The sequence below is a fragment of the Pontibacter rufus genome, assembly GCF_015694705.1.
Lineage (GTDB): Bacteria > Bacteroidota > Bacteroidia > Cytophagales > Hymenobacteraceae > Pontibacter > Pontibacter rufus.
On record NZ_JADQDR010000006.1, the window covers coordinates 219,678 to 233,623 of the forward strand.

At 49.2% G+C, this 13,946-nt stretch carries 9 protein-coding genes; 3 read left to right on the forward strand and 6 right to left on the reverse strand.

Features of this window, described 5'->3' with window-relative positions; genetic code table 11:
* Window positions 1-18: 18 nt before the first annotated feature.
* The 5 genes from I2I11_RS12035 to I2I11_RS12055 form a co-directional block, all read right to left on the reverse strand.
* Window positions 19-2,874, reverse strand: a complete 2,856-nt coding sequence (locus I2I11_RS12035; RefSeq protein ID WP_196267949.1) for a TIM-barrel domain-containing protein — start codon at window positions 2,872-2,874, stop codon at window positions 19-21.
* 243 nt (window positions 2,875-3,117) lie between these two features.
* Window positions 3,118-7,299, reverse strand: a complete 4,182-nt coding sequence (locus I2I11_RS12040) for a hybrid sensor histidine kinase/response regulator transcription factor (RefSeq protein WP_230680166.1) — start codon at window positions 7,297-7,299, stop codon at window positions 3,118-3,120.
* Window positions 7,300-7,646: 347 nt separating this feature from the next.
* Window positions 7,647-8,495, reverse strand: a complete 849-nt coding sequence (locus I2I11_RS12045; RefSeq protein WP_196267950.1) for an SDR family oxidoreductase — start codon at window positions 8,493-8,495, stop codon at window positions 7,647-7,649.
* A 45-nt stretch (window positions 8,496-8,540) separates the two neighbouring features.
* A complete protein-coding gene (locus I2I11_RS12050) occupies window positions 8,541-9,398 on the reverse strand; it encodes a dioxygenase family protein (protein ID WP_230680176.1) in 858 nt (285 codons plus the stop codon).
* A gap of 50 nt (window positions 9,399-9,448) precedes the next feature.
* Entirely contained in the window at window positions 9,449-9,874 is a 426-nt protein-coding gene (locus I2I11_RS12055) for a DoxX family protein (RefSeq protein WP_196267952.1), read from the reverse strand.
* 317 nt (window positions 9,875-10,191) lie between these two features.
* Between I2I11_RS12055 and I2I11_RS12060 the strand changes: the two genes are divergently transcribed.
* Window positions 10,192-10,692 (forward strand): Crp/Fnr family transcriptional regulator, encoded by a 501-nt coding sequence (locus I2I11_RS12060; RefSeq protein WP_230680180.1) that lies wholly within the window; start codon window positions 10,192-10,194, stop codon window positions 10,690-10,692.
* A 135-nt stretch (window positions 10,693-10,827) separates the two neighbouring features.
* On the opposite strand, the gene I2I11_RS12065 is transcribed toward I2I11_RS12060, so the two are convergent.
* Complete coding sequence (locus tag I2I11_RS12065; protein ID WP_196267954.1) at window positions 10,828-11,817, reverse strand: chemotaxis protein CheB; 990 nt, start codon at window positions 11,815-11,817, stop codon at window positions 10,828-10,830.
* Window positions 11,818-12,105: 288 nt separating this feature from the next.
* On the opposite strand from I2I11_RS12065, the gene I2I11_RS12070 reads away from it, so the two are divergent.
* Complete coding sequence (locus I2I11_RS12070) at window positions 12,106-12,252, forward strand: hypothetical protein (RefSeq protein WP_196267955.1); 147 nt, start codon at window positions 12,106-12,108, stop codon at window positions 12,250-12,252.
* A 53-nt stretch (window positions 12,253-12,305) separates the two neighbouring features.
* A complete protein-coding gene (locus tag I2I11_RS12075) occupies window positions 12,306-13,916 on the forward strand; it encodes a PAS domain S-box protein (protein ID WP_425474769.1) in 1,611 nt (536 codons plus the stop codon).
* Window positions 13,917-13,946 lie beyond the last annotated feature (30 nt).

A 13,946-nucleotide genomic window follows, 5' to 3' on the forward strand; every position in this document is an offset into this window, starting at 1 on the left:
GTGCTGGAAACGCTTTCTCTATTTAAGCTTAACTGATTTGGATTTTCCGGAATATTTAATTACCTGATCAGGCGTGGCGTCAAACTGCAGTTCTTTGGGCCTGTTTTGATTGATGTATACCACGTTGAAGGTTCTGTTTTTCAGCATACCATCAAAACTGCCTTCGCGCTTGCCTATCGTGAGTGTTTTAGCGGCTTCGTTGTAGGTGATGGGGATAATGGCAAACTTTCCTTTCTCATAGTTATAGTTGGTGTTCTCGTCTTCGTAAAGTTCGAATTTACCATCTTTGCCACCATATACATACAGTGTTATGGTTTCTGCAGGCTTTTCGGCCGCGTATTCTATTTCAGGGCCAAACGGAAGTATAGCGCCCTCTTTTACAAAAATCGGCATACGCTCGTAAGGCGCATCTGCTGTAAGTTGCTGACCGCCTTTCACGTACTTGCCGTCGTACAGGTTGTACCAGCCGGTGCCGGCTGGCAGGTATAAACTACGGGTAGTGGCTTTGTATTCATACACCGGATTTATCAGCAGGCCTGGCCCGAACATAAACTGGTCGCCGATATTGAACACTTTCTTATCTTGTCCGAAGTCCATTACCAGCGCACGCATGATGGTATAATCGTCGTGGTATACCTTGCCGGTGAGCGAATAAATGTAGGGCATCAGGCGGTAGCGCAGCTTGTTGTAATACACGATAGACTTGTAAGCCTTGTGATCTGCCGGGGCAACGTTAAAAACTTCACGATAAGGAAACTGGCCATGCGATCGGAATAAGGGCGTGAACGTGCCATACTGGTACCAGCGGGTTTCCAGTTCCCGCCACTGCTCCAGCGCTTCGCCTTTCGGCTCAGGCCGGTCATACTTGTTTTCTACAAAGAAACCGCCGATATCGGTTGTCCAGTACGGGAGGCCGGAGAGCGAGAAGTTGAGGCCAGCCGGGATCTGACGGCCCATCTCGTCGAACGTGGCGGCAATGTCGCCGCTCCAGGTGGCAGCTCCGTAGCGCTGCAAACCGCCAAAAGCCGAGCGGGTAAGTATAAATACGCGCTTGTTGGGCGCTACACTACGCTGCCCCTCATAAATGGCTTTGTTCTGCATCAGCACGTAGGCATTAAAAACCTTGTCGGCCGCACCCAGGTAAGTTGGGTTCATCAGGGCCTTGCGGTGCTCGATAGAGGAATTCGACAGGATATCGGGCTCGGTGGCGTCCAGCCACCAGGCGTCCACGCCTTTGCTGTACAGTTTTTCGTTTAGGAGTTTCCAGAAAAGCTTTCTGCCCTCGGGGTTAAAAGCATCATAAAAAGTGGACACATAGCCTTTGCCAATCCAGTCGCGGATGCCTTCGTTTATACTTGTTTTGTAGAGCAGACCTTTGTCATCAAATAGCTTATAGTTAGCCGTTCCCTCATAAAACTTAGGCCACACCGATATCATGAAGTGCATGTTATACTTGTCGTGCAGCTCGTCAATCATACCTTCAGCATCCGGGAAGCGCGTTTCGTCAAATTCGTGGCTGCCCCACTGATCTTCCTTCCAGTAAGACCAGTCCAGCACAATGTTATCGATGGGGATTTCCCTTTTCCGGAATTCCTTTGCTGTGCTGAGGATCTCTTCCTGCGTTTTGTAGCGCTCGCGGCTTTGCCAGAAGCCCATCGCCCACTTCGGCATTACCTGCGCGGCGCCCGTTAAAGTTCTGTAGCCACTGATAACTTCATCGATGTTGCGGCCATTCACAAAGTAATAGTTGATCTTATCGCCTGCCTCCGAGGCAAAGGCAATCCTGCTTTTCTCCGCCGGCGTTTGCGGCGTCAGGTAGCGTAGGGCAATAAACGACTGCCCGCCGTCCGGGTTCCACTCAATTTTAAATGGATGCCTGCGGCCCTTTTCCAGCTTCTGCGTAAACACCGATTGTCCCGGATTCCAGGCTTCGCGCCATTTGTCCAGCAGCAGCTCGTTGTCTATCCATACTTTTACATAGCCGGATGCCGGCATCGAAAAATGAAATTCGCCGCTTGCATCCGGCTCGATATAACCCTCCCAGGTCACGGTGCCGCCTTCCAGAGAATACCCTTCCGGGAAATTCTTCAGCTGCTCCAGAAATTCATAGTTAATATCCTTTTCCAGGCGCACAATGGGCGCTTTGCCTGATTTGGGAGCCGATATGTAAGTAGCAGTGAGTCCGCCGGGTTTGTTGTCTTTTGTGTAGAGTTTCAGGCTGGAAAGTGGCTGATACGGCCGTACATCGCCAAACTTGGTAATGGAGTTGTTATCCCAGAGGATGCCGTAGTTCCTGTTCGAAACCATGAAGGGCACAACAGCCACGGAGTTATACTGCGTCAGGTCTACCTGCCAGCCCCTGTAATTCATCAGGCCGGTCTGGTGCTGGCCCAGGCCATAAAAGGCTTCGCCATCAGCTGCCTTAAAAGCCTGCTGCAATGCATAGCTTTTTTCCTGACCAAACTTAACCGGCGTAAATGCATTGCCGCTTCCACCGGTTTCCTGCAATATTGTATTTCCGGCCTTATCCTGAAAAGTAACCTCGCCGGTGCTGGCGGCTACTTTTACCTGCAGCGATTTTGTGCTGAGTACCAGGCCATCGTTGTTTTCCTTAATTGTCCAGCCTGCGGGCGCTTTTCCGGTGTCAATCACCATCAGGCTTTCCTCGTTTCCAAACTCCCGCGTGGGCGCAGCCACTACATGTATGATGTTGTCTGCTATTACCTGGAGCTTTACATACTGTGGGTCTGCGGCACTTGTCTGTTCCAGCTCCACCAGCACGCCGTCGTCTAACTTCTTAAAGCTTTTAATGGGTCCGGTGAAGGACGACAGCGCAACAAATAACAACAGGTAAAGGGCACTTCTAACTCTCATTTTCAAAGGGTAAAGTTTGTCTTTCACGGCACGCATCAGGTGCGTTTTTAACCCTAGCAAGGTACCGGAAAGCACGGGAGAGCAGGGGTATCAAATGTTTCTGATATGCGCACAAAAGGTTAATATCGCCCGAAATACGGGTTTTAAGCCCTGTTGAGAGTGGTATGTTCGTATCAGATTGAGTATAGCCACAAAAAAGCCGGGCAGTTGGATGGCCCGGCTTTTTTGTGCGGCAACATGCTTTTATACTTGCTTTGCTTCCTGCTTGCTTCCGGCATACTGCGACGGCAGGATCTTATACTCCTCTTTAAAATATTTTGCGAAATACTTCGGATTGTTAAAGCCCACCTGGTAGGCCACTTCGGCCACAGTCAGCTGACTTTTCTTCAGGAGCTGCGCCGCATGGCGGAGCCTGATTTTCCGGATAAACTCCACCGGCGACTGCCCCGTAATAGCCATCATCTTTTTATACAGTTGCACCCTGCTTACGCCCAGTTCCCTGCTTAGCGCCTCCACCGACAGGGCTGTATCCGACAGGTGTTCTTCCACATGCTTTATCGCTTTCTGAATCAGTTTGTCGTCCAACGACACAATATCCTTTTCGCAGGTCTGCACGCTGATCTTCCGTTCAAAAACTTTCTGCAGCAGCTCCCGCTGCGTTATTAGGTTTCTGATGCGGGAATGCAGCAGGTCGAAGCTGACAGGTTTGGTTACGTAATCGCTGGCCCCGATGTCCAGACCCTTTAGTTTCTTTTCTTCGGAGGCATGAGCCGTCAGCAGCACAAACGGAATATGCGAGGTGCGCGAATCCTGCTTTACTTTCTTGCAGAAGTCTATCCCATCCAGTTCCGGCATCATCAAATCACTCACAATCAAATCCGGCAGGTACGACAGCGCCTTCTGCCATCCTTCCTGCCCATTAGCAGCTTCTATTATCGTAAAGTATGCCTTCAGGCTGTCCCTGAGGTAGAACCTGAAATCCTCGTTGTCTTCTACCACCAGCACCACCGGCAGGTTTGGGCCGGAAGCGGTTTGTTCAGGCTTTATACCTGCCCTGCTTGCTGCCGTTTCCGCTCCTTCTACATCCGATCTTTCCGCATACTTCTCCATAGCCGCCATCCCGGGGGCCGGGCTGATTTCCTTTACCGGAATGGTTACCGTAAAGCAGCTGCCGACGCCGGGGGCACTATCGACTGTAATCATGCCGCCATGAATTTTCACAAACTCGCTTACTATGGCCAGGCCGATGCCACTGCCCTGGTTCATCAGGTTGCCCGGCACTGCATCGCGGTAAAACCTCTCAAACACTTTTTTATGGTTTTCTTTTGCAATGCCGATGCCTGTGTCTTTCACCTTCAGTTCCAGTATTTTGATGCCGGCAGAGGAAGAGTCGTTGTCGAAGCTATTAAGCTCTACTGTAATGCGGCCATGCGCGGGCGTAAATTTAAAAGCATTGGAGAGCAGGTTAAAGAGTATTTTCTCCAGCTTGTCGCGGTCGAAAGAAACCTGCAATTCCTGCACACCGGATTTAAACGCAAGCGGGATGTTCTTTTTGTCGGAAAGGTCGGCAAAGGAATGAACTGTTTCCCGCACAAAGGCCACCACGTCGCCCTCCGAGGGTGAAAAGCCAACTACCTTGCCTTCCATTTTCTTGAAATCCAGGAGCTGATTTACCATGTGCAGCAGCCGTTTCGCGTTTTTGTTGATCATCTGGTACTGCTGCTGCTCACCGGGGTTTGTGGTGGTTTTCAGCAGCTTTTCGATAGGCGCCAGTATGAGCGTCAGCGGCGTCCGGAACTCATGGCTGATGTTGGTAAAGAAGTTGATCTTCATCAGGTCGAGTTCGTGCCGCTGGCGGGCCTCCCTCCTTTCCTGCTCCAGCATAAACCTGGCTCTGGCGCGGTGCAGTTCTATGCGCCGGATGAGTACCAGTGCAACAATAGCAAGTATAAAGTATAACGCCAGCGCTTCCTTTGTCTGCCAGAACGGCGCCAGCACCCTAATACCCATACTTGCTCCTGCTTTGTTCCAAACCCCGTCATTGTTCGAGGCCATTACCCTGAATTTATACTTACCGGGATCGAGGTTTGTATAAGTTGCTTTCCTGTTCAAGTTATCAACGGTGTGCCAGTCTTTGTCAAAGCCTTCGAGCTTATACTTATACTTGTTTTTCTCAGCATGAAAGAAGTTGAGCGCCGCAAACTCTACGGAGAACACATTTTCGTCGTGCTCCAGCGTAATGTTGTCCAGCCCTGAAATCGCCGTGGGAAGTATAACCCGGCCATTCGTTACCTCGTTTACTTTCAGGCTCTTGTTGAAAAGCTGGAAATCAGTGAACACCACCCGGGGAGCTGTTTCGTTTTTCTCTATTTTACCTGGGTAGAAAATATTGTATCCGTTTGGGCCGCCGAATATCATCTCGCCTTTGCTGGTTTTCAGCGCCGCATTTTCATTGAAAGCTTTCCCCTGCAGGCCGTCGCGCTCATCGTAGTTCCTGAAGCTATACTTGTAACTGCCGGCTTTGCCGCTTATAACCAGGTTCGATACGCCATTTGGCGTGCTCAGCCACAGATCGTTATGCGCACCTTCCAGAATGGTAACAACAGTGTTGCTGGGCAGGCCATCCTCCATCGTAAAATGCGTAAATGTGCCTTTCTTCTCATTATAAAGCTCCAGCCCCTCCGTTGTTCCTATCCAGATGTTATGCTGTCCGTCGCGGTGGATGTACATCACGTTGTTGCTCACCAGGCTGTGCGGGTTTTTGGGATCGTGGGAGAAATAGGTGCTTTTGCCTGTCTCTTTGTTGAAAACATCTACGCCGTTGCCGCCGGCCACCCACAGATTGCCATGCCTGTCTTCGGCAATGGAAGAAATATAATCGCAGTGTACCGGATACACGCCGGAGCCGAGGCGTGAGTGGCGGAAGCCGTTACGCTGAGGGTCAAACAATTCCAGGCCGCCCCGTAGTGTACCTGCCCATATATTTCCCCTCGTATCTTCATACAACTCCCATACACTGTTATCAGACAGGCTTTCCGGGTTTTCGGGCTGGTGCCGGTAGTGCGTAAACGTTTTGCCATCGTACCTGTCGAGGCCGCCCAGGTAGGTGCCAATCCAGAGTGCCTTATCTTTGTCTATCAGCAAACTGACAATAATGTCGCCGGTGATGCTGTTGGGGTCAGCGGGGTTGTGGGTATAGTTGGTATAAACGCCGGTGGCCCGGTCGAAGTAAAAAAGGCCGCCGCCGTTGGTGCCTATCCACAGGTTGCCTTTGTCATCTTCTACGAAGCTGTTTACATCATCATAAGGCAGGCTGCCACTCACGGAAGCCTGGTGCCTGACCAGCGGAAACCGGACAATGTTTTTGTGGTAGTAATTGATGCCTTTCTTGAACGTGCCAACCCAGATAATGCCCGCATCGTCTTTGTACAAGGTGTTGATGCTGTTGTGGGCAAGGCTTTTGTCAGATTCGTCGTTGTGGCGGATATACTGTACTGTAAGGCTTTTTTTGTCGATTACGTTGATGCCGCCATGGTCTGTCCCGATCCAGATTTTGCCTTTGGCAGCTTCTACGATTCCCCTTACCACATTATTGTTCAGTTGTAATGACCTGGAGTTCTTGTGAAAGTGCGTAAGCGATTTACCGGACTGGTCATAAAAATACGCGCCGCTTTCCTTGTCGTTCACATACAGCCAGAGGTCGTTGTCGCTGTCTGCTACGAGGGCATAATTCTGCATCTCGCGGGTATACTTCCGGTAAATGTCGTCGTTCCGCGCTATTACTTTCAGCGTTTTCCTGTCCAGCTTCTCAAATATGCCGTTCCGGTGCACCACCCACAGGTCTCCCCGGGCAGTCTGGCTTATTGCAGAAATATAATCGGTGCTGAGGCTATTGCCATCGGAGAAAGTATGCCTGAGGTGAACAGCAGTATGGGTACGGGGATTATACTTTGTGAGGCCCTGGCCTGTAAGGATAAACCAGTAATTACCATCCTTGTCTTTTAAAATATCTTCGATACCGGCGCCTGCGGGCAGTCCATACTGCTTCAGAAAACCGGCCGGATTGCGGTCGAAGTGTTCTGTTTCGGGGTTAAACACACAGGTGCCCTGCGGCGTCTTCACCCAGATTTCACCGCCGGGGCCTTCAAACAATTCCAGCACGTCGTTCCCTACTATAGAAGAGCTGTCGTTGGACTGGTACCTGAATACCTTCAATTTATAGCCGTCGTAGCGGTTGAGGCCGTCGAAGGTACCGATCCATAAATAGCCGTTGCTGTCTTTCAGGAAACATTTTACCTGGTTATTCGACAGGCCGTTGTTGATGTCGATGAGCGAAAACCTGTACTGCTCCGGCAAGGCGGCAAGCACCGGGGACAGCGTACCCAGCAGGAACAACATTATCAAAATCCATTTGGTACTACGCATAGCTGCCGTAAAAAGCATGTTTATACTGGTTTCCTGCCCTGAGAAAAGTTATTTACATGATATTGGTTCCAAACGGCAGCTATTTAACTTTTAGGAGCAAAAGCCAGTCATGTTAAACACAATAAAGCCACTATTTTACAAAGAAGCCAAATAAAAAGCCAGCAACAATGCCGGCTTTTTATTTGGTATGAAATCAACTCTTTGTTTGTAGCACAGTTTTACCCGGTTTCCTCTGGCAGTGCAGCCATGTTCAGCAGTCCATCCGCATTGATGGTCCAATAAGGCGGGCCTCTGTCCCTGCCAGTTCAATGCAATTTCTATCATGATCAGGGCAGGCGCTGCTTAAACTACTTCTTTAAGGTATCGGCTACGGTGGCAGACATTGGTGTGGTTGGCCGCCCGATCATTTTGGAAAGCTCGCGGCTATCATCAAACAAATCTCCTCTCGAGGCAGACACGTCCCATCCGGCAATCGCTTGTGCCAGCCCTTCCGGTAAGCCGAAACTAGTCAGTGCACCTGCGTACTCCGCTTCAGGTAGATTGGTGTAAGGGATGTCTTTCCCGGTCTGTTTTGAAATCTCTGCAGCAAGGTCGCTCAAGGTATATGCTTCATCACCGGCTAGCTCATATATCTTTCCCTGGTGTCCTTCGCTGGTCAAAACAGCCACGGCTGCCTCCGCATAGTCGGCGCGGGCGGCAGAGGCTATTTTACCTTCTCCGGCGCTTCCGATAAATGCACCACCAGCTAAAGCTCCCGGAATGGAGCCTGTATAATTTTCGTGGTACCACCCGTTGCGAAGTATAGTGTACGGAATTCCCGCATCACGCAACGCAGCTTCGGTCGCTAAGTGTTCTCCGGCAAGGCTAAGCGATGAGGTGTCGGCATGCAGCAGACTGGTATACACAATCCGCTTTACGCCTGCCTGCTTCGCGGCCTTAATTATGTTTTTGTGCTGGGTAGCACGCTTGCCCACTTCACTGCTGGATATAAGTAGCAGGGTGTCTATGCCCTGTAAAGCTTTAGTGAGTGTTTCAGGCTTGTCATAGTCTGCCTCGCGGGCTTCTACCCCCAGGTCAGCAGCTTTCTCCGGCGTGCGAACTAATGCAACAATGGTATCAGCAGACACCTTTTCTTTCAGCTTGTTTACTACAATGCGACCCAACTGCCCGGTCGCTCCTGTGATTCCTATTTTCATTATGTTTCCTTTTAGTCTATTTTTGATATACGCCAGATTTGTTCTCTAAGCATTATTTTCAAGTATAAAGCTGCGTTCACTAAAGGCCGGTATGGTGACTGCCCCCTCATAAAAATGCTTCAGCTCATCTTTGCTGTCCATCAGGCCTAAGCTGTACAATACCGGCACATAATGGTCAGGGGTTGGAGAGGCTGTTTTGCCGAGCTTATGGCTGGTTTCATACTGAATAAGGTTGTTGAAGTTTCGTTCGTCCAACTGCTTTTTAAGCCAATAATCGTATTCTGCCTCCCAGCCAAAGACGGTCATATCTCCACTTCGCATTTTCTGTCCGGCCAGTTGCAGGTTATGAATAAGCGAACCGCTGCCGATAATGAGCACGCCTTTTCCCCGCAAAGCCTTCAGTTGCTTTCCCAACTCGTAGTGATACTCAGGTTTCGCATGATAATCAATGCTCATCTGAAACACCGGAATGTTGGCCTCCGGGAATAAATGCATGAGCATCGGCCAGGCGCCATGATCCAAGCCCCACTCGGGCGTTTCCTGCACGGAAGGAATTATATTCTTTACCATCTGGGCAATGGCTGGTGCCCCTTTGGCCTGATACTTCACCTCGTAGTATTCCTTCGGAAAGCCGTAGTAATCGTAAATCTGTGTTTGCTCCGGCGAGATGTTTACATGTGTACCCTGGGTACACCAATGGGCAGAAACAATTAAGGCTGCCTTTACTTCATACTTGTTTTGCAGCTGCCCGCCTAATTCATACAAGGTATTCCAGAAGGGCCGCTCCTCTTTCGTAAGCGGAATATCAAAAGGACTTCCATGCGAAGTAAACAGCACCGGCATCTTCTTACTTTGTGTTGGAAGCGTATCGGTGAAACTTTTAAAACTACTTAATGAGCTCATAACGGAAAAAGTTAATAGCGTTTGCAGAAACTGCTTACGATCCATATTAATCAGGATCTTGGCTGAATAGGTGCTTTCTTAGATCTTCCCCAAGCAATAAAAACAGCTACCAGAGCCAGCACAATGTTCGTACCTATCATAGCACCTTCGCCTCTGGAAAGGTGAAAAATTGATGCAAAAATCATTACGGCTACAAGACCCAAGGCTGCCCAGACGGTAAGTTGGGGTTTGATGCGAAGCAGGGCAGGAAGGATCAGACCTAATCCACCTAACACTTCACTTATCCCAATAAAGCGTACCAGTGCTGCAGGCACCTGACTGGCCCAGGGCAGCATTAGCGAGAGTTGGTCTATCGGCTGAGCCACTTTCATAAAGCCTGACATGAGAAACATGCCGGCTAAAAGCACCTGGGCAATCCAAAGCGTGATGTTCAGGGCTTTATTGCTTTTCTGATTTGTTACACTATGCGTTGTCATACTGTTTTAGTTTTGAGTTTTAGTTTTTTCCTAACTTGCGATACAAAGGTGGTGAGATTCTGGGGCCTTCGCCTTGATGTATGTTAAGAAAAAAGCAGCCAGGCTGGAAAGAAGGAATTGGTAATATAGCGACTATTGCCTTTCCCTAGCAGCTCAAACCTGCTTTGATATCTATTGCTTATCATAATTACCTCCTGAAAGCTTTGGCAGCAGTACACTTTAATAATCATACTTAAAAAATGGTAGAGGCCTTTTTTGATTACTTGCGTACTAAATTATCTATTAATGACCTGCAGATTTCCCAGCTTAAGCCTAATTTGAAATTACGGCACGTGGAGAAGGGGCAGCTATTATTGCGGGTCGGAGAAGTTTGTTTGTATGGTAGTTTTGTGCTTAAGGGATGCTTGCGAAGCTATGTCATTGACGAGAAGGGCAAAGAACATATTATACAGTTTGCGCCCGAAAACTGGTGGATAGCCGAACAGATCAGCTTTTTTAATAAAGAGCCCGCCATCTATTATATTGATGCCATTGAGGCGACAGACCTGGTGGCTTTAGACTTAGCTTTTTTTGAGGAGTTGAACCGGGTGGTTCCTAATATGCCACAAATGTTGAGCAGTTTACAATTGAACAGCCTCCGCTCCTTTCAGAAACGACTGATCAGCCACCTGAGTGAGACGGGGGAACAGCGTTATCTGGCCTTCATCAGGACGTATCCGTCTCTTTCCCTGCGTTTTCCGCTGTGGATGATTGCTTCTTACCTCGGGATGGCTCCCGAATCACTGAGCCGCATCCGCAAAGAGTTAGCTGACAAATAGAAATGCGCAGATGAATTATCCAAATATATCGTTAAGCGCTTAGCCGAACAAGGCCGGTTTGCCGCATTTCACCTAAATCTTCAAGAGTTTCTAAAGTATAAACTGGCGAACGGTGAGCATGCCTGCGCTGTTGAATCAGCCCACTTCTCCCAGGTGTTCCTCATCTGAAAGAGCAGACTTTGCGAGTATCTCCCGGAGGCGCTCGATATGCACTTTCATCTCTTCGGCCCGATCTTCCTGCACGCTGGCCCAGCGCTGGTTTCCTTTCTCGGTACCACCCTGCGCCATGTGTATCAGAATGTTTCGTCGTTCCTCCAGGGTACGCAATGCTACCCAAAGGGTTTCTTCCAGCGCACTCGACTTGCTGAACAGCAGCGAATCCTCTGTAAAGGCATGGCCGGTATGGCACCTGAAGCGCTTGTTAGTACCTTCCGGGGAAAGCTCCCACAAGCCGCCGCCGCAATCAGGGCAGCTGTAAGGCGATTTTTTTCCTGCCTTGTCTAAATCTTCTATGCTTGTCATAACGCTGCTTATCATGATTCGTTCTGCTATTTGCGCCTCCAGCCAGATGTCGGTTGGCACAGCCACAGAATCCTGTGGCGGCTGATGCGCCAGTTCCACGAGTAAATCCGCCATTTCATCTAAAGATACCACATAATCTGTGGCAACGCGCCGGATAACGTTTTGCGGCAAAGGAGGAAACTCAGCATCTGCCGGGTCCTGCACCACCGTAATGCCGCCACTGCGTTTTATAGCCTCCATGCCAATAACGTCGTCGGTCATAAAGCCGGTTAAAATCACGCCGATGACGTCTGCCCCGTAATAAGCCGCTGCCGACCGGAACAGGGGATCAATGGCCGGACGGAACTGGTTTTCGCGGGCGCCCCGAAGTACCAGCATTTCTTTTCCTTTTAAGATTAGATGCCTGTCGGCGGGAGCCATATACACGTTTCCGGCTTCAAATACCATCTGGTGCCCAGCTACGTGGCAGGTAAGTCCGGTATACTGGTTCAGGCGGTTTACCAGAAAGGGTGTAGACGAGTCGCTGCTTAAATGCTGTACAATAAAGATAGCGGCCGGCAGGTTAGCCGGAAGTTTAGACAGCAGCTTTGTTAAAGCCTGCATGCCCCGGCGGAGGTGCTGATAACGATAACTTTAGGGCTGCTTGCTGTCATAAAATGTTATTAAACTAAGCCCGGAACATGCGGGTATAGTAAATTATATTATAAAACGTGAATCCTTATTTATCAGCTCGACATGAAGTGTTGAAAAATATGCAAAAATACATGCGCTCCTATTCCCTGTATTTTTAGTTTATCTGCCATGGCTGCACAAACAATATTTCAAGTTATTATCTTGTAAATTAATAAGATAAAGAAGAGAACGGCAGATCCTTTCGTAAGAGGAACAAGTATGGCAAAATCAGCGAAGCACAAGGAGGACCAAAGCGAGGATACCAAAAGCCCGGCAAAGGCAGAACAGGAGATGTATGTGATAGGGATTGGCGCATCTGCCGGTGGTTTGTATGCCCTGGAGGCGCTGTTCAGCATGGTGGCCTGATAAACCTGACTGAGAGCGACATCGGCCGTTCGATTTACCACATATCCAACAACCTGCGCTACGATTCGCTGATAGAAGATGTACAATACGTTATTTCCAGCAACCAGACGGTTGAGGAAGAGGTGCAGGACAAGAACGGCATATGGTACCAGATGCGCATCCTGCCTTATATTACGCAGGAGCGGCAAATTGACGGGGCTACCATTATCTTCATCCAGATAAACGAGCTTAAAAGCCTGCACCTGCTGCATGCCGGCATACTGGACAGTTCACCCAACGCCATTATGGCGCTGAAGGCCATCCGGGACCAACAGGAAGCCATTACGGATTTTACGATAAGTATGGTTAACCGGAGCGGGATGGAACTGCTTGGCAGCACGGAAACCAGTTTATACGGAAACTCGCTTTGGAAAGAATACCCAAGTTTGCTGCGCGAGGGGCTGTTTGAGCAATTGGTACAGGTGGTGGAAACAGGCGTGATGCTGAACGTGAAGCAAGAAATAAAGTATGGCAAAGATCCGATCTGGCTGCATGTAGTAGCTTCTAAATTTGATGATGGCCTGGTATTAACCATGCAGAACATCACGGAACGCAAACAAAATGAGCAGCAACTGCTGTTGCAACAGGAAGAAATTACGGCCAGTGCGGCACGTTTCCGGACCATGCTCGAAGCCGTGCCACATATTACCTGGACCAACAAACAGAACGGAGAAAATAATTCTTTCAATGAATTCTGGTTCAAATATACAGGTTTAAGCCCGGAAGAATCAGCAGGCTGGGGCTGGGAGAAAGCATTTCACCCGGCAGATTTCAAAAAACTGAAGCCTGGTTACCTGGCGTCACTGCAATCAGGAGAGGTTTATAGCGCAGAGGCCCGCATCCTGCGCAAAGCGGATAACCAGTACCGCTGGCACCTGATAAAAAATGTACCCCTCCGCGACGAGACCGGCGAAATAGTGCTCTGGGTTGGCACTGCTACAGATATACAGGATCAGAAAGACTCCGAAAAAGCCAATATAAAGCTGGGGCTGTCGCAGCAGCGCGAAATCATGAAGGCCATACTGCAGGCGCAGGAAGAAGAGCGCAGCCGTATTTCGGAGGCGCTGCATAATGGCCTGGGACAGATTTTGTACGCAGCCAAACTGAACCTCGACAACCTGCCGCTCGACAAGTCCGGTCAAAAGCATATGAAAGAGCACATAGAACAGTTGCTGGCTCAGGGAATTAAGATAACGCGTAATATTTCTTATGAGCTGACGCCTTCGGTTTTAAAAGAATTTGGCCTTAAAACAGCGGTAGAAGAAATTATTTCTATGTTTAGCAGCCCTGAGCTGTCGATATCTTCAAACATCAGCGGTTTCACAAAACCGGTAGATTATACGACAGCCTTATCCTTGTACAGAATTATTCAGGAGCTGCTGAATAATATTGTAAAACATTCGGGGGCAACAGAGGCCTCTGTAACACTTGTGCGTAAAAAAGATACCATTTTGCTCCGCGTGCAGGACAACGGCATCGGTATAACAAAGGAAGAGTTTAATGCCAAGAAAGGCATTGGCCTGAGCAGCATACAAAACAGGGTAGAACTGCTGGAGGGGAAAATGGAAATAGGCTGCCCCGGCGGAGGTAAGGGGTGCGTGTTTGAAATTACGTGCAAAGTATAAGTATAAACTTTCCAGCCTATAACGCGAGCT

Coding starts and splice junctions, on each gene's coding strand:
- I2I11_RS12050 (WP_230680176.1), bottom strand. CDS start 9,398: ATGAGCTCATTAAGTAGTTTTAAAAGTTTCACCGATACGCTTCCAACA.
- I2I11_RS12040 (WP_230680166.1), bottom strand. CDS start 7,299: ATGCGTAGTACCAAATGGATTTTGATAATGTTGTTCCTGCTGGGTACG.
- I2I11_RS12055 (WP_196267952.1), bottom strand. CDS start 9,874: ATGACAACGCATAGTGTAACAAATCAGAAAAGCAATAAAGCCCTGAAC.
- I2I11_RS12045 (WP_196267950.1), bottom strand. CDS start 8,495: ATGAAAATAGGAATCACAGGAGCGACCGGGCAGTTGGGTCGCATTGTA.
- I2I11_RS12035 (WP_196267949.1), bottom strand. CDS start 2,874: ATGAGAGTTAGAAGTGCCCTTTACCTGTTGTTATTTGTTGCGCTGTCG.
- I2I11_RS12065 (WP_196267954.1), bottom strand. CDS start 11,817: ATGCAGGCTTTAACAAAGCTGCTGTCTAAACTTCCGGCTAACCTGCCG.
- I2I11_RS12070 (WP_196267955.1), top strand. CDS start 12,106: ATGGCAAAATCAGCGAAGCACAAGGAGGACCAAAGCGAGGATACCAAA.